At 69.9% G+C, this 26,437-nt stretch carries 21 protein-coding genes and 1 pseudogene; 9 read left to right on the top strand and 13 right to left on the bottom strand.

Annotation, left to right across the window (positions count from 1 at the left end):
* Positions 1–112: 112 nt before the first annotated feature.
* From gltB to CNR27_RS14410, 8 genes and pseudogenes are all read right to left on the bottom strand, one after another.
* Positions 113–4,573 carry a glutamate synthase large subunit gene (gene gltB / locus CNR27_RS14445; protein ID WP_222843151.1) on the bottom strand — a complete coding sequence of 1,487 codons (4,461 nt, stop codon included), beginning with the start codon at positions 4,571–4,573 and terminating at the stop codon, positions 113–115.
* Between the two features lie 200 nt (positions 4,574–4,773).
* On the bottom strand, positions 4,774–5,340 hold the full coding sequence (gene tsaC / locus CNR27_RS14440; protein ID WP_096299878.1) for an L-threonylcarbamoyladenylate synthase type 1 TsaC: 567 nt from the start codon (positions 5,338–5,340) through the stop codon (positions 4,774–4,776).
* A gap of 121 nt (positions 5,341–5,461) precedes the next feature.
* Positions 5,462–7,924: pseudogene (locus tag CNR27_RS14435) on the bottom strand (DNA topoisomerase I); the annotation flags it as partial.
* 140 nt (positions 7,925–8,064) lie between these two features.
* Positions 8,065–9,033: an RDD family protein gene (locus CNR27_RS14430; protein ID WP_096299874.1), complete on the bottom strand. Its 969-nt coding sequence runs from the start codon at positions 9,031–9,033 to the stop codon at positions 8,065–8,067.
* A complete protein-coding gene (locus tag CNR27_RS15960) occupies positions 9,030–9,392 on the bottom strand; it encodes a DUF4339 domain-containing protein (protein WP_157745517.1) in 363 nt (120 codons plus the stop codon). The genes CNR27_RS14430 and CNR27_RS15960 overlap by 4 nt, the downstream gene beginning before the upstream one ends.
* A gap of 240 nt (positions 9,393–9,632) precedes the next feature.
* On the bottom strand, positions 9,633–10,106 hold the full coding sequence (locus tag CNR27_RS14420; protein ID WP_096299870.1) for a DUF494 family protein: 474 nt from the start codon (positions 10,104–10,106) through the stop codon (positions 9,633–9,635).
* A gap of 33 nt (positions 10,107–10,139) precedes the next feature.
* The gene (gene dprA, locus CNR27_RS14415) at positions 10,140–11,291 is read right to left on the bottom strand and encodes a DNA-processing protein DprA (protein ID WP_096299869.1); all 1,152 of its coding nucleotides are present in this window, start codon (positions 11,289–11,291) and stop codon (positions 10,140–10,142) included.
* A gap of 86 nt (positions 11,292–11,377) precedes the next feature.
* Positions 11,378–12,535: a LysM peptidoglycan-binding domain-containing protein gene (locus tag CNR27_RS14410; protein WP_096299867.1), complete on the bottom strand. Its 1,158-nt coding sequence runs from the start codon at positions 12,533–12,535 to the stop codon at positions 11,378–11,380.
* Positions 12,536–12,669: 134 nt separating this feature from the next.
* Here CNR27_RS14410 and def point away from each other — a divergent pair, with 134 nt between their 5' ends.
* The 5 genes from def (at position 12,670) to CNR27_RS14385 (ending at position 17,757) form a co-directional block, all read left to right on the top strand.
* Positions 12,670–13,185, top strand: a complete 516-nt coding sequence (gene def / locus CNR27_RS14405) for a peptide deformylase (RefSeq protein ID WP_096299866.1) — start codon at positions 12,670–12,672, stop codon at positions 13,183–13,185.
* Between the two features lie 100 nt (positions 13,186–13,285).
* A complete protein-coding gene (gene fmt / locus CNR27_RS14400) occupies positions 13,286–14,212 on the top strand; it encodes a methionyl-tRNA formyltransferase (RefSeq protein WP_096299864.1) in 927 nt (308 codons plus the stop codon).
* Position 14,213: 1 nt separating this feature from the next.
* The gene (gene rsmB, locus CNR27_RS14395; protein WP_096299862.1) at positions 14,214–15,506 is read left to right on the top strand and encodes a 16S rRNA (cytosine(967)-C(5))-methyltransferase RsmB; all 1,293 of its coding nucleotides are present in this window, start codon (positions 14,214–14,216) and stop codon (positions 15,504–15,506) included.
* Positions 15,507–15,622: 116 nt separating this feature from the next.
* A complete protein-coding gene (locus CNR27_RS15615) occupies positions 15,623–16,630 on the top strand; it encodes a glycosyltransferase family 2 protein (RefSeq protein WP_096299860.1) in 1,008 nt (335 codons plus the stop codon).
* Between the two features lie 20 nt (positions 16,631–16,650).
* Complete coding sequence (locus CNR27_RS14385) at positions 16,651–17,757, top strand: glycosyltransferase (RefSeq protein ID WP_222843107.1); 1,107 nt, start codon at positions 16,651–16,653, stop codon at positions 17,755–17,757.
* Positions 17,758–17,847: 90 nt separating this feature from the next.
* On the opposite strand, the gene CNR27_RS14380 is transcribed toward CNR27_RS14385, so the two are convergent.
* From CNR27_RS14380 to CNR27_RS14365, 4 genes are all read right to left on the bottom strand, one after another.
* Positions 17,848–19,398 (bottom strand): PH domain-containing protein, encoded by a 1,551-nt coding sequence (locus CNR27_RS14380; RefSeq protein WP_096299856.1) that lies wholly within the window; start codon positions 19,396–19,398, stop codon positions 17,848–17,850.
* On the bottom strand, positions 19,385–19,942 hold the full coding sequence (locus CNR27_RS14375; protein ID WP_245815659.1) for a PH domain-containing protein: 558 nt from the start codon (positions 19,940–19,942) through the stop codon (positions 19,385–19,387). Before CNR27_RS14375 ends, CNR27_RS14380 begins: the two co-directional genes overlap by 14 nt.
* Positions 19,943–19,950: 8 nt before the next feature.
* The gene (locus CNR27_RS14370; RefSeq protein ID WP_096299852.1) at positions 19,951–20,871 is read right to left on the bottom strand and encodes a lauroyl acyltransferase; all 921 of its coding nucleotides are present in this window, start codon (positions 20,869–20,871) and stop codon (positions 19,951–19,953) included.
* Between the two features lie 127 nt (positions 20,872–20,998).
* Positions 20,999–21,865, bottom strand: a complete 867-nt coding sequence (locus tag CNR27_RS14365; protein WP_096299850.1) for an outer membrane protein assembly factor BamD — start codon at positions 21,863–21,865, stop codon at positions 20,999–21,001.
* Positions 21,866–21,955: 90 nt separating this feature from the next.
* Between CNR27_RS14365 and rluD the strand changes: the two genes are divergently transcribed.
* From rluD to gloA, 4 genes are all read left to right on the top strand, one after another.
* On the top strand, positions 21,956–22,945 hold the full coding sequence (rluD, locus tag CNR27_RS14360; RefSeq protein WP_096299849.1) for a 23S rRNA pseudouridine(1911/1915/1917) synthase RluD: 990 nt from the start codon (positions 21,956–21,958) through the stop codon (positions 22,943–22,945).
* Positions 22,942–23,712: a peptidoglycan editing factor PgeF gene (gene pgeF, locus CNR27_RS14355; RefSeq protein WP_096299847.1), complete on the top strand. Its 771-nt coding sequence runs from the start codon at positions 22,942–22,944 to the stop codon at positions 23,710–23,712. Before rluD ends, pgeF begins: the two co-directional genes overlap by 4 nt.
* A gap of 374 nt (positions 23,713–24,086) precedes the next feature.
* Positions 24,087–24,653: a DUF4166 domain-containing protein gene (locus CNR27_RS14350; protein WP_096299845.1), complete on the top strand. Its 567-nt coding sequence runs from the start codon at positions 24,087–24,089 to the stop codon at positions 24,651–24,653.
* Positions 24,654–24,679: 26 nt separating this feature from the next.
* Complete coding sequence (gloA, locus tag CNR27_RS14345; RefSeq protein ID WP_096299843.1) at positions 24,680–25,213, top strand: lactoylglutathione lyase; 534 nt, start codon at positions 24,680–24,682, stop codon at positions 25,211–25,213.
* A gap of 274 nt (positions 25,214–25,487) precedes the next feature.
* Here the strand turns inward: gloA and CNR27_RS14340 are convergent, their stop codons facing one another.
* On the bottom strand, positions 25,488–26,420 hold the full coding sequence (locus CNR27_RS14340; protein ID WP_096299841.1) for a LysR family transcriptional regulator: 933 nt from the start codon (positions 26,418–26,420) through the stop codon (positions 25,488–25,490).
* Positions 26,421–26,437 lie beyond the last annotated feature (17 nt).

The raw sequence follows: 26,437 nt of genomic DNA, 5'->3' as shown, positions 1-26,437 counted from the left end.
ACATCAAACGCCCGGCAGATGCGCGCGGCGAAGGGTGTGGACATCGCCGGCACGGTGTGCACGCCACGACAGCCGGCGCCAGCGGACAGGGCGAGGGCGAATCGCGCGGACATCACGCCGCCCGCCGCAGGTCTTCGGCCAGCGCCTCGAGGCTCGCGGCCTTGGGCTTGACCAGCCAGAACTTGCCGACGAAATCGCGGAACTCGTCGAGGATGCGGCCGCTCCACGCGCTGCCGGTCAGACGTGCATGAGTGTCGATCAGATCGCGCAGGTGCGAACGGTAGTTGTCGAACGCTTCGGGCGTAACGCGCAGGATGTCGATGAGTTCGTGGTTGTAACGGTCGACGAAATCACGATCGAGATCGAGCACGTAGGCGATGCCGCCGGTGAAGCCGGCGCCGAAGTTCAGGCCGATGCGGCCGAGCACCGCGACGGCGCCGCCGGTCATGTACTCGCAGCAGTGGTCGCCGGCGCCTTCGATGACCGCGACCGCGCCGGAGTTGCGCACGCCGAAGCGTTCGCCCGCGCGGCCGGCGGCATACAGCTCGCCGCCGGTGGCGCCATAGAGGCAGGTGTTGCCGAGGATCGGGGTATCGCGCGATTCGAACACGCTGCCCGCGGGCGGGCGCAGCACGATGCGCCCGCCCGCCATGCCCTTGCCCACGTAGTCGTTGGCCTCGCCTTCCAGATCGATGTGCAGGCCGCCGGCATTGAATGCGCCGAGGCTCTGGCCAGCGGTGCCGCGCAGCGTCAGCGTGACCGGCGAGCCGCTCATGCCGGTGTTGCCGTGATGCCGCGCGATCAGGCCGGACAGGCGCGTGCCGATGCTGCGGTCGGTGTTGCGGATGCTCGAATCGAATGCGCCACCGTCGCCGCGTTCGATCATCTTCGACACATTCGCATCGAGCGCCGCGGCCAGGCCGTCGGGTGGTGCCTGCAACGCCGGCGTGCCGCAGTACGAAAGCGGCTTGTCCGGATCGCGGCGCAGCAGCATCGACAGGTCGATGTCGACCGCCTCGCGGGTGTGGCGCAGGTGTTGTTCCAGCAGATCGGTGCGGCCGGTGATCTCGCCCAGCGAGCGCGCGCCAAGCGCGGCCAGATGTTCGCGCACGTCTTCGGCGACGTTGCGGAAGAACGTTTCCACGCGCTCGGGCAAGCCCTTGTAGTGATGGGCACGCAGGCGCTCGTCCTGGGTCGCCACGCCGGTGGCGCAGTTGTTGAGATGGCAGATGCGCAGGTACTTGCAGCCCAGCGCGATCATCGGCGTGGTGCCGAAGCCGAAGGTGTCGGCGCCGAGCAGCGCGGCCTTGACGACGTCGAGCCCGGTCTTCAGGCCGCCGTCGGTCTGCAGCAGCACCTGCCCGCGCATGTCGTTGAACTGCAGCGCCTGGCGCGCTTCCGACAGGCCCAGTTCCCAGGGCGCGCCGGCGTAGCGGATCGAACCCAGCGGGCTCGCGCCGGTGCCGCCGTCGTGCCCGGAGATCGTGATCAGATCCGCGCCCGCCTTGACCACGCCGGCGGCGATCGTGCCGACCCCCGCATGGCTGACCAGCTTCACCGAGATCAGCGCATCGGGATTGACCTGGCGCAGATCGAAGATCAGCTGCGCAAGATCCTCGATCGAATAGATGTCGTGATGCGGCGGCGGCGAGATCAGGCCGATGCCGGGCTTGGCATAGCGCAGGCGCGCGATCAGCGGATTGACCTTGCTGCCCGGCAGCTGGCCGCCCTCGCCGGGTTTGGCACCCTGGGCAATCTTGATCTGCAGTACTTCGGCATTGATCAGGTATTCCGGCGTGACGCCGAAACGGCCCGAGGCGATCTGCTTGATCTTGCTGCGACGCTCGGATCCGTAGCGCTCGGGGTCCTCGCCGCCTTCGCCGGAATTGCTGCGGCCGCCCAGCCGGTTCATCGCGATCGCCAGCGCCTCGTGCGCCTCGGGCGACAGGGCGCCCAGGCTCATCGCCGCCGAGTCGAAGCGGCGCACGATCGCCGACACCGGTTCCACCTCGTCCAGCGGGACCGGTGCAGCCGCGGCCTTCGGGCGCAGCAGGTCGCGCAGCGCGGCCGGGGCGCGCGTGTCGACGAACTCCGAGTAACGCTTCCAGTCGGCGCGATCACCGGTCAGCACCGCGCGCTGCAGCGAGGTCACCACGTCCGGATTGAACTGGTGGTACTCGCCGCCGTGCACGTAGTGCAGCAGCCCGCCCGGCTCGGGCAGGGCGGTGTCGTCCCAGCCCTGCTGGGCGAGGTGGCGTGCATCGGCTTCCAGGCGCGCGAAGCCGGCGCCGCCGATGCGCGAGGGCGTGCCCTCGAAGCACAGCGCCACGACCTCGGGCGCCAGGCCGACGATCTCGAACAGCTGCGCGCCGCGGTAGCTGGCAATGCTGCCGATGCCCATCTTCGACATGATCTTCAGCAGGCCCTTGCGGATGCCGCGGCGGTAGCTGCGGCCGAGCTGCAACGCCTCGTTGCCGACCTTCGTCGCCAGCACACCGCGCCGGCCGAGTGCGTGCAGGGTCTGGAACGCGAGGTAGGGATAGACCGCCGTCGCGCCGAAACCGATCAGGCAGGCGAAGTGGTGCGGGTCGCGCGCGGTGCCGGTTTCGATCAGCAGGTTCACGTCGCAGCGCAGGCCCGCGCGTACCAGGTGGAGGTGGATCGCACCGGTCGCCAGCAGTGCATGCACCGGCACCGAGCCGCGCCTGGGGTAGCGGTCGCTGAGCAGCAGGATTTCCACGCCGGCGCGTGTTGCCGCCTCGGCCTCGGCACACAGCCGGTGCAGGGCCGATTCGAGCGTCTCGGTGTCGGCATCGAAGTAGAGATGGAGCAGCCGGTTCGCGTCGGCGAAGCGCGGCAGCGCCAGCAGTTCGCGCAGCTTGCGTTGCGACAGCACCGGCGAGTTCAGCAGGACGTGGTGCACGTTCTCGGCGCGATCGAGGAAGATGTTGCCCTCGCGCCCGATCTGCGTGGACAGGGTCATGACCGCGCCTTCGCGCAGCGGATCGATCGGGGGATTGGTGACCTGGGCGAAGGCCTGGCGGAAGACGTCGTAGAGCGGGCGCACGCGCTGGCTGATCGCGGCCATCGGCACGTCGTCGCCCATCGAGCCGATGCCTTCCTGCTCGGTCTCCGCCAGCGGCCGCAGCACCGACTCCTGTTCCTCGCGGGTGAGCTGGAACAGCTTCTGGAACGCAAGAAGGGTGTCGGGCGCGAAAGGCTCGGCGGCGAGCGCGGGGTCGATCAGTTCGGTGTGCAGGTAGCGCATGCCGCCCTTGAGCCATTGCTTGTACGGCGCGCGGGCACGGTTGACCGCGTCGATCGCGTCGTTGTCGAGCAGGGTGCCGGCGGCCAGGTCGATCGCGATCATCTCGCCGGGACCGAGCTTGCCCTTGGCCTGCACGCGCTCGGGTGCGACATCCCAGACGCCGGCCTCCGATGCGATGACGAAGATGCCGTCGCTCGACAGCGTCCAGCGCGCCGGGCGCAGCCCGTTGCGGTCGAGCGTGCACGCGGCATGGCGGCCGTCGCACATCACCACGCCGGCCGGGCCGTCCCACGGCTCGGAGTTGATCGCGTAGTACTCGTAGAAGGCGGCGAGGTCGGCGTCCTTGTATTCCAGCGATTGCGTGGCCGGCGGCATCAGGATGCGCATCGCCTGCAGCAGGTCCATGCCGCCGAGCAGCATCCACTCGAGCATGTTGTCGAGGGTCTGCGAATCCGAGCCATGCATGGTCACGGTCTCGTCGAACTCGGAGATGTCGAGCAACGGTGATGCCCACACGCCGCGGCGCGCCTGCGCCCAGCGGCGGTTGCCCTCGATGCTGTTGATCTCGCCGTTGTGCGCCAGTCGCCGGAAGGGATGCGCCAGCCGCCAGCGCGGCAGGGTGTTGGTCGAGAAGCGCTGGTGGAAGACCACGGTCTTCGCCGTGAGGTCGGCGCGCGCGAGGTCCGGGAACAGCCGGGTCAGATGGGCCGGCAGGACCATGCCCTTGTAGCCGAGCAGGCCGGGCGTCAGCCCGACCACGTAGAAGTCCTCGACCCCGCTCAATGCGACTTCGGCGCGGCGACGCGCCAGATACAGGGCACGCTCGAAGGCGCGCACGTCGATGCCGCTGCAGTCCACGAACACCTGTTCGATACGCGGCATCGATGCCCGCGCCAGTGCGCCGCAGGCGTCGATGTCGACCGGCACCTCGCGCCAGCCGGCGACGCGTACCCCGGCCGCAACGAGGAGGTCGCCGAACACGCCGCGGCACCGCGAGGCTGCGTCGCCGTCGTGCGGCAGGAACACCATGCCGGCCGCACGATGTTCGCCTTCGAACAGCAGGCCGGCTTCGCTGGCGAGCTCGGCGATGCACGCATCCGCGCCGTAGAGCAGCACGCCGCAGCCGTCGCCAGAGAGCCCGTCCGGCGCGATGCCACCGCGATGCGCCATGCGCGAAAGCGCCTGCAGCGCGCCATCGACGATCGCGCGCGAAGCGTCGCCGCCGATGGTCGAGATCAGTCCGAATCCGCAGGCATCGCGTTCGTCGGCGGGGTCGTAGAGGCCCCGACCCGGGAGTTCCGGCATCGTCGTCATCGCAGTCCGTGGAGAGGCAGATGGCCGGCGCCGAATCGAAGCGCCACGGTCCTTGCGTCGCATCGACGCGTGCACGCCGGACTAGGAATAGAGCATAGATTGTGCAGTGCGACAACCGCGGTTGTGGCGGCGTTTCAGTTGCGAATGCAACCGCCTCGCGAGTTCGGCGCCCGCGTTGTCCGCGTCGCGAATCAGGCGCGCAGGACGTCGCCGGAATGCGCGTCCCGGATGGTCGAGGCCGAACTCCGGCGGCCGGTTTCGCCGACGAGCACGCCGTCGATGCGGGCGATCAGATGCGGATCGAGTGCATCGCGCGTCGTGACGGCCGGATGTCCTGAGAGGTTGGCGCTGGTCGACACCAGCGCACCGCCGAAGGCGGCGCACAACGCGATGACCGGCGCGTGGGCGCTGACGCGGACCGCGACGCTCGCGTGCGCGCCGGTGATCCAGCCCGGCACGTCCGCGCGCGCGGGCATCACCCAGGTGTTGGGGCCGGGCCAGCTGGCCATGACGGCGGCCTGGCGCGCCTGCGGCAACGCGCTCCAGTCGACGATGGGGTCGAGCTGCGTGACCGCGCCGGCGATCAGGATCACGCCCTTGTCGACCGCGCGCTGCTTGATATCGAGCAGGCGCAGCACCGCCGCACGATCGAAGGGATCGCAGCCCAGTCCCCAGACACCTTCGGTGGGATAGGCGATGACGCCGCCGCGCGCGAGCAAGTCGGCGGCGGCGGGCACTTCGAGCGGGATCGCGCTCATGCGGATCGGTGACGCGCGCTCAGAACGGCGCGTCGTCGGGGGCGGGCGCAGCGGCCCCGGCCTTGATCACGCGCTTCTTGCCGGTCTCGACTTTCGACGGGGTCAACAGGGACTTCGCCGGTTCCGCCGCGGGCGTAACAGCTTTCTTGGCGACCTTCTTGGTGACCTTCTTCGCCGCTTTCTTGGCCGCCTTCTTCGCAGGCGCCTTCTTGGTGGCCGCCTTCTTGGCGGCAGGTTCCTTCTTCGCTGCGACCTTCTTCGCCGGGGCCTTCTTGCCGAAGCCCTTGCGTACCGGCTTGCCGGTTTCCTCGAGCAGCCTGGTCACTTCCTCGAACGTCAGCGACGCCGGCTCGCGATCCTTCGGAATCTTGCCGTTGAGCTTGCCGTCGCTGATGTAGGGACCGAAGCGGCCGTTGAGCACCTGGATCTCGCTGCCTTCGAATTCCTTGATGATCCGGTTGCGCGCGATCTCTTCCTTTTCCTCGATCAGGAAAACCGCGCGCGCGAGGTCGATCTTGTACGGGTCGTCCTCCTTCTTCAGCGAGGCGTAGACGCTGCCGCGCTTTGCGAACGCGCCGAAGCGGCCGATGCCCACGCTGACCTGCTCGCCCTTGTCCTCGCCGAGGATGCGCGGCAGCTGGAACAGCTCCAGCGCGTCCTCGAGGCTGATGGTGTGCATGCTCTGGCCGGGCCGGAGCGAAGCGAACTTGGGCTTGTCCTCGGCGTCCTCGGCAGTGCTGCCGATGGCCGCGTAGGGCCCGAAGCGGCCCAGTCGCACGCTGACCGGCTTGCCGGTCTTGGGGTCGGTGCCGAGTTCGCGCGCGCCGGTGGCCTCGGTGCGGTCGACCGACTCGCTCTTGACGTCCACCAGTTCCTTGAACGGGCCCCAGAACTTCTCCATCAGCGGGATCCAGTCCGCCTCGCCGCGCGAGACGGCATCGAGGTCGTCCTCGAGCCTGGCGGTGAAGTCGTAGTCCACGTACTGGGTGAAATGGCTGGAGAGGAAGTTCGACACCGCGCGGCCGACATCGCTGGCGCGGAAGCTCCGGCCCTCCATCTCGACGTACTTGCGGAACTGCAGCACCTGGATGATCGACGCGTACGTCGACGGACGGCCGATGCCGTACTCCTCGAGGGTCTTGACCAGCGAGGCTTCGGTGAAGCGCGGCGGCGGCTGGGTGAAGTGCTGGTCGGCATGGATGCGATCGAGCGGAATGCGGTCGCCGGTCTTCATCTGCGGCAGCTTGCGGCCCTCGTCCTCGTCTTCCTTGCCCTTGTTGTCCTTGCCTTCCTCGTAGACGGCGAGGAAGCCCGGCACCATCACCGTGGTGCCCGAGGCGCGGAAGCTGTGCTCGCTGCCGGCGGCGAGATCGACGGTGACGGTGTTGAGCGTGGCCGGGATCATCTGCGAGGCCACGGCGCGCTTCCAGATCAGCTCGTAGAGGCGGCGCTCGTCATCGGTGAGGAAGCGCGCGACCTGGGCGGGCGTGCGCAGCGCGGAGGTCGGGCGCACGGCTTCGTGGGCTTCCTGCGCGTTCTTGGACTTGGTCTGGTAGACGTTGGGCTGGTCCGGCAGCGAGGAGGTGCCGAAATCGCGCGCGATGACGTCGCGGATCTCGCCCAGCGCTTCCTGCGACAGGCTCACCGAGTCGGTACGCATGTAGGTGATCAGGCCGACCGCGCCCTCATCGCCGAGCGTGATGCCCTCGTAGAGCTTCTGCGCCACCTGCATCGTGCGGCGGGTTGTGAAGCCGAGCTTGCGCGAGGCTTCCTGCTGCAGCGTCGAGGTGGTGAACGGCGCCGCCGGGCGACGCTTGCGCTCCTTGCTGGCGACATCGGTGACGTGCAGCGCACCCTGCGCGGCGGCCTGGATGCGCGCGCGCGCCGCCTCGGCGGTATCGCCGTCGGTGACCGTGAACTGCTCGAACTTCTGCCCGTCGAGGCGGGTAAGCCGCGCGGTGAAGCCCTGCGAGGGATGCGCGCATTCGGCCTCGATGCTCCAGTACTCGCGGGCGACGAAGGCTTCGATCTCTTCCTCGCGCTCGACGATCATGCGCAGCGCGGGCGACTGCACGCGGCCGGCCGACAGGCCGCGCTGGACCTTGCGCCACAGCACCGGCGAGAGGTTGAAGCCGACCAGGTAGTCGAGCGCGCGTCGTGCCTGCTGGGCGTCGACCAGGTCGCCAGCGATCTGGCGCGGCCTGGTCATCGCTTCCTTGATCGCGCGCGGCGTGATCTCGGTGAACACCACCCGCTGCAGGGTGCGGTTCTCCAGCAGGCCGCGTTCCTTGAGGATTTCCGCGATGTGCCAGCTGATCGCCTCGCCCTCGCGGTCCGGGTCGGTCGCCAGGAAGATGTCGGTCGCGGACTTGGCGGCCTTGGCGATCGCCTCGACGTGCTTTTCGTTCTTCTCGATCAGGTCGTAGCGCATCGCGAAGTTGTGCGCCGGATCGACCGCGCCCTCCTTCGGGATCAGGTCGCGCACATGGCCGTACGAGGCCAGGACCTGGAAGTCCTTGCCGAGGTACTTGTTGATCGTCTTCGCCTTGGCGGGCGATTCGACGATGAGGAGGTTCTTGGCCATGTCGGCGGCATCCAGGGCGCACCGGGGCGGCCCATCAAAAAGGTGAAGATGACGACGCCCGGGGCAGGCCCGGGCGGTCGATTGCTTTTATAGTGGAATCACGCAGGCCGGTAGCTGTCAAGCGCCGGCACTGCTGCCGGTCAGGAAAGTACGGCCAATCCGACGGCTGCGACGATCCCAAGCAGGGCCAGTCCCAGCAGCACGCCGCCAATCGCCAACACCACGACCGCCACCGTGCCGAGCTCGCGGCGCTGCAGCTCGGGATGGGCGGTGAAGGCCCAGCGGTCGACCACCAGGGTGTCGCAGACCATGTCGTGCAGCGCCTGCTTGCGCTCGGTGAAGCCGGCCATCAGGAAGCCGATGCCGAAGATCATCCCGCTGAGGATCGTGGCGAAGTAGCGGCCGATGGCACGCGCGAGCGAGATCCGTTCGCCATCGAGCCGCACCACCTTGATACCCACGGCCATCTTGCCGGGCGTGGCCATCGAGTGCGACGCATGGAACCAGGCGTAGTAGGAGGCGGAAAGCGCGATCGAGATCAGGTTCGTCACGAGCGCGTTCATCCACTCGCCGCGCCCGAGGCCCGCCACCCCGGCAAAACTGAGTGCGAACGCGGCCAGCGCCATGCCGGCCAGGCCGACGATGACGCTGTCGATCAGGTAGGCGGCCACCCGCTTCCAGAAACCGGCCAGCACGACATCGCGGCCGAGCACGGCGGTGCTGCGACGCGCGACGTTCGATGCGGGCGGCGCGTAGGGCGAGCCGGCCCCCGCGCCCGCTGCGCGTCCCGCAGCATCGGCGGACTGCACGCCGCCGGCAGCGGCGACGGCGCGCCAGCCGGGGTCCTGCACCGGGTGCGGCGCTTCCTCCGTCGGCGGGGGCACCGGCTCCAACGCCCAGGAATTGGCACTGGGCATGACGCCCGGTGCAGCGCCGTCGGCAGCGAGTTCCGGCGCCAGCTCGCGCAGCGGCTGCCAATCGGCCAGGCCCTCGCGCCACAGCAAGGTGGCGTCGTGGACGATGCCGTCGCGACGCAGCTGCAGCAGCGCGGGCAGCGTCACCGGGCCGTGGCGGGTGTTCCGGGCATCGGTGTAGTACCAGTCGGTCATCGGCGTAAGGTCTCTGGGTCGGTGATGGAGTGGAGCGGAGGGTTACGGCGCCGGGCGCCGGCCGCGGGCACGACGCTCGCGCCTCCGGTGGCCGGTCCGCCGCCGGCGGGATGCAAGGCGGCTCCGGCAGTCTCTGGTGCCGGGCGGGATTTGAAGGTGCGTCGGCGGCCCCGGACGCATGCGCGCCGCCAGTTCAGTTTCTGCGCCAGTCCGCGCAGTGGCGTCCATGCCGGCAGTCCGTCCCGCCACGGCAGGGTGCTGTCGTCCAGCCTGCCCCGCTGGCGCAATTGCCGCAGCGCGGCCGCAGTAATCGGGCCGCGGCGTGTATTGCCACCGTCGAGGTAATACCAGCGGGTCATGCTTCGGGACGTCAGCCGGGTCGCTGTCCGACCGGAGCGCCGATAGGCATGCAGCCGAGGCGCCGGCCTGCCGGCGGCGCGTGGAACCGGATCGGACATTGGCGTGGCTTCCCTGCGCGGCCGGACGCCCGGCCACTCCCCGCTGTTCATCCTACAGGCGCGCTGTCGCCGCCCCAAGCGCCAGACGCGAGAAAGGCGCCCGCAGGCGCCTTTCGTCGATTCCGGCCTGAAGATGGCGGCTCAGTGCACCGGCTCGGGCTCATCGTCGAACATCTGCGTTTCCATCCACGCATAGGCCGCCTCACTGCCGGGCTGGTTGAACAGCACCATCAGCACGACCCACTTCAGGTCGTCGAGGTCCAGCTCGTCCTGGTCGAGCGCCATCACGCGGTCGAGTACCAGCTCGCGCTGGTCGGAATCGAGTACGCGATGCTGCTCGAGGAACATCAGGAACCCCCGGCAGTCGACGTCCAGCCGGTCGAGCTCCGGACCGCTGTAGACGCGTGTGGGGCCATCGGCGCGGACCACCGGCACACTCGGCCGCTGGTCCGCCAATGCGTCCAGCCAGTCGAAAGCCTTGCTGACTTCGGCGGGGCTGAATCCGGCCTGGAGCAGGCCGCTCTGCAGCGAGTCGCGATCACGGACGAGGTCCGCATCCTCGGTGAAGTAGTGTTCGAACAGGTACAGCAGGACATCCAGGATGCTTTCTTTCATTTCCCCTCGGCCTGCGCCTCGCGGCACATCGTGTCAGGACTTTCGGGAATACCGACCGTGCGCCGCAGCCACACGTCCATCCAGCTCCATGGACAGCAGCATGGCCGACGCCCGGGCCACCGTCAATCCGCTGCGCGAGATCAGTTCATCCATACCGGTTGGGTCGTGCCCGAGGGCATTCCACAACCGGTGGTAGTCCGGATCGCCATCGGATGACGGGGAGGCCTGCTGTTCAGCGGGCACGGCGGGTATCGTCTTGCCCCTCTGAATGGGGGCGCAGAGCCGCCCCTGCAAGGCGTCGGCCAGACCGGCGGCGATTGCCGCAAGCGCATCGATCACTTCCTCGGCCGTTTCCACCAGGGTGGCGCCATCACGCAACAGGCGGTGACAGCCGCGCGCCATCGGATTGTGGATGGAGCCGGGGATCGCGAAGACCTCGCGACCCGCGTCGGCGGCGAGCCTGGCGGTAATCAATGCCCCGGAGCGGTGTGCGGCCTCCACTACGAGCGTGCCCAGCGCGAGTCCGGCGACGATGCGGTTGCGGCTTGGGAACTGCTCGCGCCGTGCCGGCGTGCCCGGCGGGTATTCGCTGACCACCGTCCCGGTGCCCACGATGCGCGCATGCAGCCGTGTGTTGGAGCGCGGATAGGGCTGGTCGATCCCGCTGCCCAGGACCGCCACTGTGTCCCCGTCGGCGTCGAGCGCGGCCGCGTGCGCCGCCGCGTCGATGCCGCTGGCCAGCCCGCTGACCACGGCGAAACCCGCGACTGCGAACCGTCGCGCGAACGTAGCCGCGTTGTCGCGGCCACCGACCGTGGGCGCGCGGCTGCCGACCACGGCAATGCCCGCCCGCCACAGCCGTGCCACGTCGCCTTCGACGAACAGCGCCAGTGGCGGCGCCGACATCCTGCGCAGCAGCGCCGGGTAGTCGGGATCGTGCCAGGCGATCAGCTGCCGGGCGGATGTGGCGGTCAGCCAGTCGTGCCAGCGATCGATGTCGGGCGCGTCACCGGCAAGCAGGGCGCATTGGCGCGCATCGAGCCCGGCGGCCCGCCACACGGCCGGGCCAGCGTCGAGCGCGGACGCCGGCCCGCCAGGCATCGACAGCAGGGCGCGGCGTGGCGCGGCGGCGCCGCCGGCATGGATCAGGCGCAGCACCGCCTGCAGGTCGCGATCGTCGTCCATGGCCCAAGCCTAGGCCGCATACGACGACGGCACCCGAAGGTGCCGTCGTCCGATCCGGTCGGGAAAGCCCGCGTGGCGGGCGCCGCCTACTGTTCGGCGTCCGGGTGCTTGACCGTGTAGCCGACCTGCACCGGCTTCTCGCCTTCCATCACCAGCGCGTAGCTGACGAAGTTGAAGGTCAGGAACACCATCGCGTGCGCGGCGTACTCGTCGGGCAGGCGATCGCGGTTGACCCCGGGGTTGGGCGAGCTGGTGATCTGCGAGGTGTTGGGGTGCTTCACCCGGTCGATGACGTATGAACCGTCGTGCCAGATCGAGAACACCGTGCCGTTGTCGACACCGTTCTGGTAGCCGGCCGAGATCGCGATGACGTCGCGCGGCCCACCGGTGACCAGCATGTCGGCCACGCCGATGATGCGCGCATTGGCCGCGAGTGCCTCGGCGCTCGGCGCGTGCGGGAAGAACTGCAGGTCGTAGGGCTGCGGATTCGCCGGGACCAGACGGTCGCCCACGCGTGCCTCGAAGCCGTCGTTGTCCAGCACCAGCGTCGTGGTGTCGCTCTGCGCGGTCGGGCCGTGGAGCACCGTGCCCACGCCCATCTGCACCATTTCGTAGCCGAGGAACGCGTCCTGCTGGCGGGACTTCGGCTGGGTCTGCGACCACAGGTTGCTCTCGCCGGGGATGCGCTTGCCGCGGAAGTCGAGATCGCGCGAGCCGCGAGCACCGTAGAACTCCGTGGCCGGGCGCAGCACCGCATAGCGCTCGCCCGGACGGGCAGCGTCCAGTCCCTTGACGTAGACATTGCGGCCGACGCTGCCGCGCAGGCGTCCGTCCTCCAGACCGAGCACGTAGGGCAGGTTTTCGAACTCGAACACGACCCGGCGGTTCTTCAGGAATGGCTCGACGTCCGACAGCGGGATCGCATTGATCGGCGAGGCTTCCAGTGGCCGCGGCCCCGGCGCCATCGTCACCCGATTGAGGTAAGCCAGGCTGATCACGTCACCCGGATAGATCAGGTGCGGATTGGCGATCTGCGGATTCGCCTGCCAGATCTCGGGCCACAGCCAGGGCCGATCGAGGAAGCGACCGGCGATGTCCCATAGCGTGTCCCCGCGGACCACGACATAGGTTTCCGGATGGTCTCCGCGCATCTGCTGGGCAGCGGCGAACGTGGTGACGGTCAACAACGCGACGGCACAACCCGTGCGTAGCGACCTGGAAAGACGCTGAAGCGTGCCCGCCATCTACCTGCTCCCCTTAAGTTTTTCCCCTTGCAGCGGCGCAATATAGCCTGAAAGTCCGGCGCGGACGCAACTGTGGCCGCGCTACAATTCCAACCTCGCTCCCGCGGCTGTGACCGCTTTCGCTGTTTGCCACCATGCCCCTGCTTGAGATCCTCGAATACCCCAGCGCCCGGCTGCGCAAACTGGCCGAACCGGTCGCCGCCGACTCCTTCGCCGATCCGGCCTTCCAGCGTTTGATCGACGACATGTTCCAGACCATGTACGAGGCGCCCGGCATCGGCCTGGCGGCGACCCAGGTCGACACCCATGCGCGCTTCATGGTCATCGATGTGACCGAGGGCCGTGAGCAGCCGCTGGTGTTCGTCAATCCGGAAGTGCGCGATCGCTCCGACGATCTGCGCGTCCACACCGAGGGGTGTCTGTCGATCCCGGGCGTGTTCGCCGACGTGACCCGCGCCGACGGCATCACCGTCACTGCGCTCGACCGGCATGGCAAACCGTTCGAGATGAGCGTCGACGGCCTGCTGGCGACGTGCGTGCAGCACGAGATCGACCATCTCGACGGCAAGCTGTTCATCGACTATCTGTCGCCGCTCAAGCGCGACCGCGCGCTGAAGAAGCTCGAGAAGCTGCGCAAGGGTCGCGACTGATCGCCACGCCGCGCACGCCGCCCGCCGATCCCGGAGTCGCCGTTGCGGGACACGCGCGTGGGCGCTCCGCTTTTTGCCGCTGCCTGTCAGGAAACCGCTCATGAGACTCGTCTTCGCCGGCACCCCCGACTTCGCCGTGCCGTCGCTGCTGGCTGCCGACGCGCGCAACGAGGTCGTCGCGGTCTACACCCAGCCCGACCGGCCCGCCGGGCGGGGGCGGGCGCTGACCGCCTCCCCGGTCAAGCGGACGGCGCTCGAGCGCGGACTGGCGGTGGATCAGCCCGAGCGGCTGAAGGGCCGCGAGGTGCTCGAATCGCTGAGCGCGCTGGAGCCCGACCTGATCATCGTCGTCGCCTACGGCCTGCTGCTGCCGCAGGCGGTGCTCGATATCCCGAAGTACGGCTGCTGGAACGTGCATGCCTCGTTACTGCCGCGCTGGCGTGGCGCGGCGCCGATCCAGCGGGCGATCCAGGCCGGCGACACCGAAACCGGCGTATGCCTGATGCAGATGGAGAAAGGCCTGGACACCGGCCCGGTGCTGCTGCGTCAGACCACGCCGATCGCGCCGACCGATACCGGCGGCAGCCTGCACGACCGGCTCGCGGTTCTCGGCGCCCAGGTCCTGGCCGACGGCCTCGGCCTGCTGCGCGTCGGCATGCAGCTGCCACTCAACCCGCAGCCGGCGCAAGGGATCACCTACGCCCACAAACTCGACAAGGCCGAGGCGCGACTGGACTGGTCGCGACCGGCGATCGAGCTGTCCAATACCGTGCGCGCCTTCGATCCCTGGCCGGTGGCCGAGGCCGAAGTGGCCGGCGAGCGCCTGCGCATCCATGCCGCAAGTGCGCTGCCGCTCGCCCACGCCCAGACGCCGGGCACGGTGCTGTTTGCCGGCCGCCAGGGCATCGATATCGCCTGCGGCGAGGGTGCCCTGCGCCTGCAGCGGGTGCAGCGCGCCGGTGGCCGCGCGATCGACGTCGCCGACTACCTCAATGCGCGCAGCGATCTGCGCGCGGTGGGCGCCTGAGATGGATCACGGCGCGCACGCACGGGCGGCTGCAGCCCGGGTCATCGACGCGGTACTGCATCAGGGCCGCTCGCTGAAGGGTGAGCTGTCGACGGCACTGGCGGACATCGACGATGTCCGCGACCGCGCGCTGGTGGAGGCGATGGCGTTCGCCGCGGTACGCCACCAGGGCCGGTATGCCGCGGCGCTGTCGAGCTGGATGCCACGCCCGCTCGGGAGCCGTGACGCACCGTTGCGCGCGCTGCTCTACGCCGGCTTCGCCCAGCTCGATCCGATGGCGCTGCCGGCGCATGCCGCGCTCAATTCGACCGTCGATGCGGCGCGCCTGATCGGCCGCGCCCACCAGGCCGGCCTCGTCAACGCGCTGTTGCGACGGGCCCAGAAGGACGGCCTGCCGGCTGCCAGCGTCGACGCGGCATGGCCGGCGTGGCTGCTGGCGCAGGTACGCACCGACTGGCCAGCCGACATGGATGCGATCCTTTCGGCCAGCGCCGCCGAAGCGCCGCAATGGCTGCGGGTGAACCGCCGCCACGGCACCCGCGATGCGTATTACACCCGACTCATTGGCGCGGGCCTGCAGGCCGACGCCCCCGCCGACATGCCCGATGCCCTGCGTCTCGCCACGCCGGTGCCGGTCGATGCCTTGCCCGGTTTCAACGACGGCGACGTGTCGATCCAGGACGCTGCCGCGCAGCGGGTGCGCGAAGCGCTGGCGCCGGCAGCCGGCGCGCGCGTGCTCGATGCCTGCGCGGCGCCTGGCGGCAAGAGCGCGCATCTGCTCGAACACGATCCCGCCCTGCGTCTGCTGGCGATCGACATCGCCGCGCCGCGCGTGGCCCGCATCGAAGAGACGTTCGCGCGCCTGGGCCTCGGCGCGCAGGCGCAGGTGCGCACCGCCGACGCGCTCGACCCCGCGCGCTGGTGGGATGGCGTCCCCTTCGATGCGGTGCTGCTGGACGCCCCGTGTTCGGCGACCGGTATCGTGCGCCGGCAGCCCGACGTGCTGCTGCATCGCCGGCCGCGCGATCTCGACGCACTGGTCGCCCTGCAGGCGCAGCTGCTCGATGCACTCGCGAGCCTCGTCGCACCCGGCGGCATCCTGCTGTACGCGACCTGCTCGATCCTGCGACGCGAGAACGCCGCCCAGGTCGAACGCTTCCTTGCCGACCATCCGGACTTCGCGCTGGAGCCGCTCGACGCGCGTTTCGGTCGCGACACCGGCGCCGGCCACCAGCGTCTGCCCGGCGAAGCGGGCATGGACGGGTTCTTCTACGCACGCCTGCGCAGGGCCTGAGTCCCTGACGGCGACGATGCTGGCATCCTGTGCGGCGGTCCGCTTCCGCCAGCCAGGGCCAGGTTCGCTTCGCGCCATCCCGCGGTCTCCCTGCAGCACGCAACGGAACTGAATCCATGTCCGATACACCCTGGCTGAGCGTCCTGATGCCGGTCTACAAGGTCGAGAATTACCTGCGCGAAAGCGCCGAATCGGTACTCGGCCAGGATCCCGGCGGGGCCGAGGGCATCGAGCTGGTCCTGCTCGACGATGCGTCGCCCGACGGTTCGACCGAGATCGCCCGGAGCCTGGTTGCAGCCCACCCGGGGCGGGTCAGGATGATCGAACACCCGAGCAACCGCGGTCTCGCTGCGGCACGCAACACGCTGCTGGCCAATGCCAGCGGGCGGTACCTGTGGTTCCTCGATTCCGATGACGTGTTGTTGCCCGGCGCCCTGGCCGGGCTCAAGGCGGTGATCGATACCTCGCAGCCGGATCTCGTGCTTTGCGATTTCCGCCTGCTCCGCGAGGATTTCGGCCTGCGGCATCGGCTGCGCGGCGAACTGCACCGGCCGAGTTTCGCCAGTTCCGGACGGGGGTCGGCGGGGTCCAGCCGCGAGGCGCTGGTGGCCGGCCTGCTCGAAGGTCGGCAGCTGCACGTGTGGTCGAAAATCGCGCGCCGGGAGATCTGGCAAGGCGTGCGCTTTCCGGAAGGGCGCTTCTTCGAGGACATGGCCATCACCGGTCAACTCATCGGAAGGACCACCAGCTGGGTGCATGTCGCCGAGCCCTGGGTCGGCTACCGGCAGCGGGGCGACAGCATCATGGCGCGGATGGATGCCACCAAGACCGGCGACCTGCTGGTCTCGCTCCGTCAGCTGCACGGCGATCTGGCGGCGCTGCCCGGTGGACAGGATGGCAAGGCCCGCTTGGCTGCCGATTATTTCGCGCTGCGGACGTTCGCCGCGCTGGCCCGCAAGGTGCCTGACGACGATCTCGTACAGGCGCAGGAATGCAGGGACGCGTTCCGGGCCGTGTTCCCGCAGGGGGCGGATGCGGTGTTCGCCGCCTGCCGCGAGCGTGGCTGGTGGCTGCGGGCCTGGCGCGCGCGGCGCAGCCTCGATCGACGCGGGTGGCTGCAGTGAGCGGCGCCCGGCGCACGCGCGTGCTCCATTTCGTTACCGGCGGTTTTTCCGGTGGCGCCACCCAGGTGGCGATCGCCCTGGTCAACGCGGCGCGCGCCGAGGGTCCCATCGAGCCGCTGCTGGTGCTGCGGCGTAAACGCCGCACCGACCCTGCGCGTATCGCCGAACTCGAGCAGGCCGGGGTGCCGGTCCGCGTGGTTGCCGGCTGGTCGCACCTGGCGACCATCCGGGAGCTGGTGCGACTGTGCCGGGAGTTCCGGCCCGATGTCCTGGTCGCCCATGGGTTCAGCGAACACCTGTGGGGCCGCTACGCGGGCCTGCTGGCCAAGGTGCCCAATCTCGTCCATGTCGAGCACAACACCCGCGAGCGTTACACCCGGTGGCGCATCGCGCAGACCCGCTGGCTGGCGCGGCGCACCGCGCGCATCGTCGGCTGCTCCGAAGGGGTGCGCCAGGTCCTGCTGCAGATGGGGATGCCGGCCGACCGCACCATCGCAATCTCCAACGGCATCCGGCTCGAGCCCTTCGCCGACGCCGAGTCGAATCCGCTGCCCGCGCGCGCGCCCGGCATCGTCATGGTGTCGCGGCTGTCGAAGCAGAAGGACCATCCCACCCTCCTGCGTGCGATCGCCCTGCTGCGCGCACGCGGCCTGCTGCCGCCGGTATTGCTGGCGGGCACGGGCAAGGCCCGCTACCGCGCGTCGCTGGAAAAACTGGCGGGCGAGCTCGGTGTCGACGGGCAGGTGCAGTTCCTCGGCCTGCGTCGCGATGTGCCCGAGTTGCTGCTGGGCCACCGCGTCGCGGTGCTGAGTACCCATTACGAGGGCATGCCGCTTGCCCTGATCGAGGGGATGGCAGCCGGCTGCGCCGTGGTCGGCAGTGCTGTGCCCGGGGTGCGCGAGGTGATCCGTGACGGCGTCGACGGCCTGCTGGTGGCCCCGGGGGACGCGCAGGCGCTGGCCGATGCGCTCGAACGCCTGCTGCGCGACGACGGGCTGGCGGAGTCGATTGCGCGGCAGGCGCGCCTGCGCGCGGTCGAGGAATACGGCCGGGAGCGGATGAATGCGCGCTACGAGGCCCTGTTTCTTGAGCTTGCCCGGGACGCCGGGACGGCGCGCCCGGACTGAGCCGCAACGCAGGTCGGGCCGCGATCCGGGGCCGGGCTTGGGACGGGCCGCCATCCGCCCGATCCAACGCCGAACGCGCGGGAGCTGCGGTCACCAGCGCAGCGGCCGCCGGGCGATCCGGTGGGCGAGCGTGGCGTGGATGGATTCGGCCTCGGCAAGCGGTAGCAGACGCAGGCGCAGCGGCGTTGCCAGCGGGCTGGCGCCGGCGGTGTCGCACCAGACCGATGCCATGCCATAGCGCCTGTCCAATGGCGACTGGCGCAGCTCGACCGCCTGCAGCTTGCCGACCTCGGCGAAGCGCCAGTGCCGGGTCCACCAGCCTTCGCGCACCGCGACCAGCGATGCATCGACGGCGTAGCCGGCGCGGGCGGCATGCCGGCGTGCGACGAAGATCGACCACGGCAGCCACAGCAGCGCGAGCGTGCCCCAGGCCTGGAAGAACCAGACCAGCACGGCGCACCCGATGGCGGTCATCAGCACATCGCCGATGACCAGCCGCTGCCATGCGCGCGGATGCAGCGGGCGCCATGCCTGCGGCGGCCAGTCCGGCAGCAGCGCGACGTCGCGCACGATCGCATCGCAGGTCGCCGGTGGCGCGATCGGCGCCAGGGCGTCGAGCCCGCGCTGCGCGCCGGCATCGCCCTGGCCATCGGCGCCGCGGGCACTGGCGGTGTCGATGTCCAGCGTGCGCCGCGCGAACAGGCGGTGCAGCACGCCCTCGGTCATGGTCCAGGCCTGGATCCGGCGTCGCGGCACGCTGCTGCGCGAGCGCGCGAGGAGGCCGCGCTCGACGGTCAGCCGGCGACCCTGCCGCTGCAGGCGGAACCCGTAGTAGCGCAGCAGCGCGAGCAGTACCGAGAACGCACGGATCAGCAGCAGCGCGGCGCCGACCACGGCCAGCAGCACGAGGCCCTTGGCCATCCACGTCGCAGCGAAACCGCTGGCATAGCCGAAGGCCTCGCGGCCGTAGTCGACCAGGAGGCGGCCCGCCATGCGGTCGGGCAGCGCCTGGAACGCGAGGGCGAAGGCGCCGGCGACCACGATCATGCCGCGATTGGAAATCAGCCCGAGCTTGACCACTTCCCAGGTCGACAGCGCGAGCAGGGTGATGCCGGCCGGGGCGGGCGTCGACGCAGGCCCGGCATCCGCGCCCACGTGGACCGCCTGCCCGCGATCGCGGATCAGCTGCTCCAGCGCCAGCGCCTCGGGCAGGCGCAGCACGCGCATCTGCGCCTCAGGCCTGGTGCCCCCGGCCGACTCCAGCCGCACCTCGGCCACGCCCATCAGCCGGTGCAGCAGGCTCTGGTGGATGGCCACGTTGTGGATGCGCGAGTACGGGATCTGCCGCACGCTGCGTTCGAGCAGGCCGCTCCGTACGATCAGCCGGTCGTCCTCGATGCGGTAGCGGAACGTGAGGTACTGCCAGATCGAGACCACGACCAGCGCGCCGACGCCGACCATCGGCAGCCACCACGGATAGCCGTCGTCCCGGCGGCCGCCGGCGAACAGCAGGACGAGGAGCGGCACGATGAACTGCCGCAGGTTCTGCAGCAGCACGAACAGCCAGCTGGCGGGGTGCAGCCTGCGTTCCCGGTCTTCGGGCAGCAGGGCCTCGCTTGCGGCGGGCTCAGGCGTCGTCATGGTCGTCGTCGCGCGCTGCGCGCGCGGCGAGGGTGTCGCGCAGCCGCTCTGCCTGCATGTGGTCGAGGCCGGAGAGCGCCACCGCGCTGTTGCGGGTGCCGGCGGTATGCACGATCAGTGTCGCCAGCCCGAACGCGCGCTCCAGCGGGCCGCGTCGCACGTCGAGATGCTGTACGCGGTTGCCCGGCACGCGCGTGTCGCTGCGCCACATGTGGCCGCGGCGCACGCCGAAGCCGTCGTCGTCCAGGCGCCAGCGCGTGCGCAGCCAGCGCCGCCGCGCGATCCACACCGTCCATGCAGGCACAAGGAGCAACAGCACGCCTGCGATCGCGAACGACGACGGCTGGCGCGCGGAAGCGACCAGGCCGACGCCGAGCGCGATGCCCAGCGGTATGACCGTCCCGATCAGCGTGGTGATCGTCGCGAGCGTGCGGGCGCGGGTGGGCAATGGCTGCCAGATATCGGTTTCGACCTGCGGTGCGGGCTCTGTCGCCTCGGCCGGCAGGGGCGGCGGTGCCGCGGCGTGGTCGTGGCTGGCGGTCATCGGCGCGCTCATCTTCGACGTTCCAGGTCGGCATAGGGGTTGTCGTCGCCGGAGCCCGGCGGCCGGGCCTTGTAGCGCTTGTAGGTCCACTGGTACTGCGCCGGGTCACGACGCGCGATGTGCTCGACGCCGGCATTGAGCGCCGTCGTCGCGCGCACGAGGTCGGTATCGGCGATCGCCGGGTGCGCGGGCTCGATGCGCAGCGCGAAGTCCGGGCCGTCGCCGATGCGTTCGCAATAGGCGAAGAGCACGGTCGCGCCGGTGCGCTCGGCCAGGCGCGAGACCAGGGTCATCGTCAGCGCAGGCATGCCGAAGAACGGGGCGAACTCGCCATCGCCGGCCTTGGGCTGCTGGTCGGGCAGGATGCCGACGACGCCGCCTTCCTTGAGTGTCTTCCAGAGCTGGCGGACGGCGGGCCCTTCGGCGCGGACCTGGCGCACGCGATCGGGCACGCCGGCGCGGACCAGGCGCAGGAAGGCTTCGCCGACCTGCGATTCCGGCGCCCGGTAGAGGATCGAGATCGGCGTGCGCGCGGCCAGCCACTGGTTGAGCAGCTCCCAGTTGCCGTAATGCGGCGCGCAGACGATCAGGCCGCGGCCCCCGGCCAGCGCAGCGTCGAACAGGCCCACGCCATGCTGCTCGCGCAGGCGCCGCAGGTTCTCGCGGTGCGGCCGCGTCCACAGACGCAGCGTCTCCAGCGCCTGCAGCGCGGTCGTGCGCAGCACCGCACGGTGCAGGGCGTCGCGCTCCTCGGGCGAAAGCTCGGGATAGGCGAGTTCGAGATTGCGCAGGGCGACCCGGCTTTCGCGGCTGCCCGCCAGACGCATGCAGCGCCCCGCGAGGCTCGCCAGGCCGCGCATCGCCGGCAGGGGCAAGCCGCCCACCAGCGTGGCCAGGGCGTAGAGGAGTCGCGCGATCAGGTCCGGCATGTCGGGAAGTCTAGGCGCTGTCGTCGAAACGGGGATAGGCGCCCCCGCGCCGGACGCAGCCTGAAACGCAGGACGCCGCCCTGTGGGCGGCGTCGTGGGTCATGCGCGTCGGGTCATGCGCGCCGGCTCAGTCGCGGCTGGCGTCGATCGCCGTGCGCTCGGTGGCGAACGGGTTGAGACGACGGATGCGCCATGGCTCGTTCGGCCACTGTCCGGTCAGCGCCGGGTGGTTGGGCTCGTTCTGCTGCAGCACCCGGCGGGCATCGGCCGCCAGGGCCTCGTTGCCGAGCCGCTCATAGGCCACCGCGAGCAGGGCGACCGCGTCGTTCTGGTACTCGCTCTGCGGATACGTCTCCAGCAGGTAGGTCGCGCGCTGCGCGGCGGCCACGTAGGCCTCGCGGCGCAGGTAGTACAGGGCGGTCTCGATCTCGTGACGCGCGAAGGTGTTGCGCAGCGCGACCATGCGCTGGCGGGCGTCGGCGGCGTAGCGGCTGTTGGGATAGCGGTCGGCGACGGTATTGAAGTCGGCGTAGGCCTGGTTCGGCGAGGCCAGGTCGCGGCGGCTCGGGTCGAGGCTCCACACGCGCTGCAGGAACACCGTGTCGCGGTTGGAATTGACCAGGCCGCGCAGGTAATACATGTAGGGGATGTTCGGGTGGGTGGGATAGGTACGGATGAAGCGGTCGATACCAGAGATCGCTTCCTCGTTGTTGCCCATCTTGTAGTTGGCGTATGCCGTCTCGATCAGCGCCTGCTCGGTATACGGACCGTAGGGGTACTGGGCGACGAGGCGACGGAACGTGGTCGCGCCGTTGTTCCAGTTGCCACGGCGCATCGAGTCGTGGCCCTTCTGGTAGAGCTCGGCGACTGGCACGCCTTCGTTCTCGTCGTCGCGGGTGTCGCGAGAGCACCCGGCGGCCAGCAGCACCACCAGCAGCAGGAGCAGCGAAGTGCGGGCCAGGGCGCGGAACGGCAAGGCGGGGCGTCGGGTCATGGGGTCGATTGGGCGTATGGGCACGAACCGCGGATAATAACAGTCCGGGTCGTCTGCCCGGCTTTCCCCGCCTGAACCCGAGCCGTCCCGATGCAGCATGACCCCAACGACCTTCCCGATCAGCGCACCGCCACCGTGCCGGATGCCGCAGCGGGGCGCCGTTTCGACGCCGTGCTGGCCGAACTGTTCCCGCAGTTCTCGCGGTCCAAGCTGACCAGCTGGATCAAGTCCGGGGAGGTGCTGCTCGATGGCGCCGTGCCGCGGCCGCGCGACGCCGTGGTGGGCGGAGAGACCGTCAGCCTGAACGTCGTGCTCGAAACCCAGACCGCCGCCGAGCCGCAGGACATCCCGCTGTCGGTGCTGTTCGAGGACGATCAGGTGATCGTCGTCGACAAGCCGGCCGGCCTGGTGGTCCATCCCGGCGCCGGCAACCACGACGGCACCCTGGTCAATGCCCTGCTGTTCCGGGACGCGTCGCTGGCGACCCTTCCGCGCGCCGGCATCGTGCACCGGCTCGACAAGGACACCTCCGGGGTCATGGTGGTCGCGCGCACCCTGGAGGCGCACAACGCCCTGGTCGAACAGCTGTCCGCGCGTGACGTGCACCGGCAGTACCTCGCGGTCGTCGTCGGCGCGCTGGTCTCGGGCGGCACGGCGGATGCGCCGATCGACCGCCACCCGCGCGACCGCCTGCGCATGGGCGTGCGCGAGGATGGGCGCGAGGCCGTCACCCATTACCGCTTGCGCGAGCGGTTCCGCGCGCACACCGCGCTCGAGTGTCGTCTCGAGACCGGTCGCACCCATCAGATCCGCGTGCACATGGCGCACCTGCGCCATCCGATCCTCGGCGACCCGCTCTACGGCGGCGCCCTGAAGCTGCCCAAGGGCGCGTCCGACGAGATGATCGCGATGCTGCGCGGCTTCCGTCGCCAGGCGCTGCATGCGGAAACGCTCGAGTTCAAGCATCCGGTCACCGGCGAGGCCGTGCGTTGCTCGGCGCCGCTGCCCGACGACATGCAGGCCCTGCTCAAGGTGCTGCGCGCCGATTCGATCCAGCACGCGGAGATGGGACGCAGGTGAGTGCGCTGCTGCACGCGCAGTGGCCTGCGCCGCGCGGCGTGCACGCGCTGACCACCCTGCGGCGCGGCGCCGGCGTGTCGGTTGCGCCGTTCGACACCTTCAACCTCGGCAACTGCAGCACGCCCTCGGGCGACGATCCGGCGGCGGTCGCGCGCAATCGTGCGGCCCTGGTCGGACTCGCCGGCCTGCCGTCGCCGCCGCACTGGCTGCAGCAGGTGCACGGCGTCGATGTGGTGCGCTTCGTCGCGCCCGCCGCCCAAGCGCAGCAGGCACTGGTGGAGGCCGACGCCGCGGTCACCCCGGCCCCGGCAGTGGTGCTCGCGATCCTCACCGCTGACTGCCTGCCGGTGGTGTTCGCCGCGACCGACGGCAGCGAAGTGGGCGCGGCGCACGCCGGTTGGCGGGGCCTGGCCGGCGGCGTGCTCGAGGCCACGGTCGCCGCGATGCGGACGCCACCATCGCGACTGCTCGCCTGGCTTGGTCCGGCCGCCGGGCCGGCCTCCTACGAAGTCGGTCCCGAGGTGCGCGATGCGTTCATCGGTGCGGATCCGGGCGCGCAGGCCGCGTTCGCCGCCACGCGCACGGGCCATTGGCGCGTCGATCTCTATGCGCTGGCGCGGCGGCGGCTGGAGGCGGCCGGCCTGCGCGGTGATGCGATCCACGGCGGCGATCGGGACACGATTGCCGAGCCGGAGGCGTTCTATTCCCACCGTCGCGACCAGCGCACCGGGCGCCTGGCCACGCTGGTGTGGATGGATGCCCGCTGACGCGAGAGCGGTGGAAATACCTTGGCGAAGGCGCCTTGCGATGCCGGTGCTTTGCTCGCAGCGCGTATCTGTCGACGCTCGGAATGCCTGTTTGCTGCTGCACATGTGCGCCCTAAGGGCGAGTGATGCCTGATGCGCTGCCGCGCCAGCGGCCGCAGTTGGTTCGGCGCGCGCGGCGCCCCGGCATGAGGCACGAACCTCAATCGTGGGGATCATGGCCGCGCCATGCCAGCAGGCAGGCGGCTCGCCAGCCTTGATGCCAGGTCGTTGTCGCATCGCGCCCTCGGGCGCAGCTACGCTCATCGCGAGCGCACGGGGCGACCCGTGGTCCGCGGCAGGCGCTATCCTGCGCCGCCCCTTGCGATGCGTGTGCGATGACGCCGACCCTCTACCAGACCCTGCTCGGCGCCGCGTTTTTCCGACTGCCCGACACCCTGCGCAGCCTGCATGGCGCACACGGCACGTCGCGCCATGCGGGGCAGGTGACGGTGGAGCGCGGAACCGGCCTGCTTTCGCGCCTGTGCGCGCGACTGGCTGGATTGCCGCCCGCGATGGTCGATGCGCCGCTCACGGTGGACTTCGCCAGCGGTCCCAGGGGCGAGATCTGGGCGCGCGTGTTCGGCGCGCCGCCGGCGGCCTCACGCATGCGCTCGCGGCTGTGGCATCACGACGGACAGCTGCGCGAATGGCGCGGACCGCTGCAGCTCCACTTCGTGCTGCATGCCTGGGAGGGCAGGATCTTCTGGAACGTCGCCGGCGCACGGCTGCTCGGCGTGTTGCCGCTGCCGGCGGCGCTGTTCCGTGAGGTGCGCTGCAACGAACGTGAGGTCGACGGCCGGTACGCATTCGAGGTCGAGGCCGCCCTGCCGCTGATCGGCCCTCTGGTGCGTTACCACGGCTGGCTGCTGCCCGGGCCCGCGGACCCGGGCGATGGCCGATAATGGCGGTCCCCCTCCAGGAGCCTGCCATGACCAGCCAGACCCTCGCCGAGCTTGCCGGTACGCCCGGTGTCGCGGCGCGCGACGCCGCGACGCACGATTTCGTGTTCAACCACAGCATGCTGCGGATCAAGGATCCGGTGGCGTCGCTGGACTTCTATACCCGCGTGCTCGGCTTCACCCTGCTGCGCAAGGCCGATTTCGAGCAGGCGAAGTTCTCGCTGTTCTTCCTGGCGCTGATCGACGACCTCGCGGTGGTGCCTGCAGACCCGGATGAGCGCCGCCAGTGGCTGGCCGTCCAGCCCGGCGTGCTCGAGCTCACCCACAACCACGGCACCGAAACGCAGGACGGGCCGGTCTATCACGATGGCAACAGCGATCCGCGCGGGTTCGGCCACATCTGCATCAGCGTGCCCGACGTGCGCGCGGCCTGCGCGCGTTTCGAGGATCTCGGCGTGCCGTTCCAGAAGCGCCTGAGCGACGGCACGATGAAGTCGATCGCCTTCATCAAGGATCCGGACGGCTACTGGATCGAGATCATCCAGCCCACCCCCATCGCATAAGGTCGTCCTGCTTGCGGGCAGGCCCGGGGCGGCGCTGTCCCGGCCGGCGCCTGCGGAGGTTTGCCGGAATTGCCGAAGCGCTCGCCCCGTGCGGGTAAGCCTGGCGCTTTCGCAGCTGTCGTCGCTCCAGTCCTTGATGGACTGGACCTCGATGGCGCCGCATGCGACTGCGTCAGGCAGGCACGGCCGCACGGCAGTGCAGACGAAGGCCGGTCACCCCAGGCGGAGCGCACTCGGTCGAGGTGGCATGCCGAGGGCGGAACATCGGTGGCCACTAGGCAGCCGATTGCTGGGAAGTCGGGGTGCGGCCATCGGTTGGCGGCGCACCCATCATGTCGGCCGCCTGACCAAAGCACGCGATCAGGGTGTCGGTCAGGACGCGGATCTTTCTAGGGGGATGCTGGCCTGGCGGCCTGAGCACGAACATGCCGGCAGAGCGGACCGGGTAGCGCGGCATGAGCGGCACGAGTTCGCCAGCCGCGATGTGTCTGGAGACCAGGCCGTCGGGCAGGTAGCCGATGCCGATACCTGCAACGGCAGCCATCGCCAGGGCGCTGCCGTTGTCCGCTTTGAATCTTCCTTGCGGCCGTATGGTGACGATCGTGTCGCCGTCCATGAACTGCCAGGCTTCGGTGCCCTGCATGAGCGCCTGGTGAGCGAGTATTTCGTCAGGGCTTTCGGGAGCCCCATGGGCCGCGATGTAGGCCGGGCTCGCGACGAGCCTGCCGTAGATCGGGCCGACGCGCCTCGCAATGAGGTTCGAGTCCTGGAGGTGCCCCAGCCTGACCGCGCAGTCGTAGCCCTCGGCGACGATATCCACGAAGCGGTCGGTGTAGCACACGTGCACATGCAGCTCGGGGTGGGTGCGCGCCAGTTCGGCCAGTGCCGGAGCGATATGCGTCGGGCCGAAGGAAAGCGGCGCTGCCACCCGAAGCCGACCCCGCAGTTCGCCGTTGGGCAGGATCGCTTCTTTGGCGGCATCGATCTCCGCCACCACCCGCGCCGCGTGATCGCGGAATGTCGAGCCTGCTTCGGTGAGCGCCGCGCCGCGTGTCGTGCGCGCAAGCAACTGCGCGCCCAGGTCGTCTTCAAGGCGGGCCAGCCTTCGGCTCACGATGGACTTGGCAATGCCAAGTCGACGCGCGGCGGAAGTGATACCGCCCGCATCGGCCACCTCGACGAATGTGCGCAGATCTTCGACGTTCACATGCGTTCCTCGAATTG

It is taken from the genome of Luteimonas chenhongjianii (genome assembly GCF_002327105.1).
GTDB classification, from domain to species: Bacteria; Pseudomonadota; Gammaproteobacteria; order Xanthomonadales; family Xanthomonadaceae; genus Luteimonas; species Luteimonas chenhongjianii.
Note: the sequence above shows the minus strand (reverse complement) of the source record. Positions and strands in the feature narration are given on the sequence as shown.

Coding starts and splice junctions, on each gene's coding strand:
- gltB (WP_222843151.1), bottom strand. CDS start 4,573: ATGCCGGAACTCCCGGGTCGGGGCCTCTACGACCCCGCCGACGAACGC.
- tsaC (WP_096299878.1), bottom strand. CDS start 5,340: ATGAGCGCGATCCCGCTCGAAGTGCCCGCCGCCGCCGACTTGCTCGCG.
- CNR27_RS14430 (WP_096299874.1), bottom strand. CDS start 9,033: ATGACCGACTGGTACTACACCGATGCCCGGAACACCCGCCACGGCCCG.
- CNR27_RS15960 (WP_157745517.1), bottom strand. CDS start 9,392: ATGACCCGCTGGTATTACCTCGACGGTGGCAATACACGCCGCGGCCCG.
- CNR27_RS14420 (WP_096299870.1), bottom strand. CDS start 10,106: ATGAAAGAAAGCATCCTGGATGTCCTGCTGTACCTGTTCGAACACTAC.
- dprA (WP_096299869.1), bottom strand. CDS start 11,291: ATGGACGACGATCGCGACCTGCAGGCGGTGCTGCGCCTGATCCATGCC.
- CNR27_RS14410 (WP_096299867.1), bottom strand. CDS start 12,535: ATGGCGGGCACGCTTCAGCGTCTTTCCAGGTCGCTACGCACGGGTTGT.
- def (WP_096299866.1), top strand. CDS start 12,670: ATGCCCCTGCTTGAGATCCTCGAATACCCCAGCGCCCGGCTGCGCAAA.
- fmt (WP_096299864.1), top strand. CDS start 13,286: ATGAGACTCGTCTTCGCCGGCACCCCCGACTTCGCCGTGCCGTCGCTG.
- rsmB (WP_096299862.1), top strand. CDS start 14,214: ATGGATCACGGCGCGCACGCACGGGCGGCTGCAGCCCGGGTCATCGAC.
- CNR27_RS15615 (WP_096299860.1), top strand. CDS start 15,623: ATGTCCGATACACCCTGGCTGAGCGTCCTGATGCCGGTCTACAAGGTC.
- CNR27_RS14380 (WP_096299856.1), bottom strand. CDS start 19,398: ATGACGACGCCTGAGCCCGCCGCAAGCGAGGCCCTGCTGCCCGAAGAC.
- CNR27_RS14375 (WP_245815659.1), bottom strand. CDS start 19,942: ATGACCGCCAGCCACGACCACGCCGCGGCACCGCCGCCCCTGCCGGCC.
- CNR27_RS14370 (WP_096299852.1), bottom strand. CDS start 20,871: ATGCCGGACCTGATCGCGCGACTCCTCTACGCCCTGGCCACGCTGGTG.
- CNR27_RS14365 (WP_096299850.1), bottom strand. CDS start 21,865: ATGACCCGACGCCCCGCCTTGCCGTTCCGCGCCCTGGCCCGCACTTCG.
- rluD (WP_096299849.1), top strand. CDS start 21,956: ATGCAGCATGACCCCAACGACCTTCCCGATCAGCGCACCGCCACCGTG.
- CNR27_RS14350 (WP_096299845.1), top strand. CDS start 24,087: ATGACGCCGACCCTCTACCAGACCCTGCTCGGCGCCGCGTTTTTCCGA.
- gloA (WP_096299843.1), top strand. CDS start 24,680: ATGACCAGCCAGACCCTCGCCGAGCTTGCCGGTACGCCCGGTGTCGCG.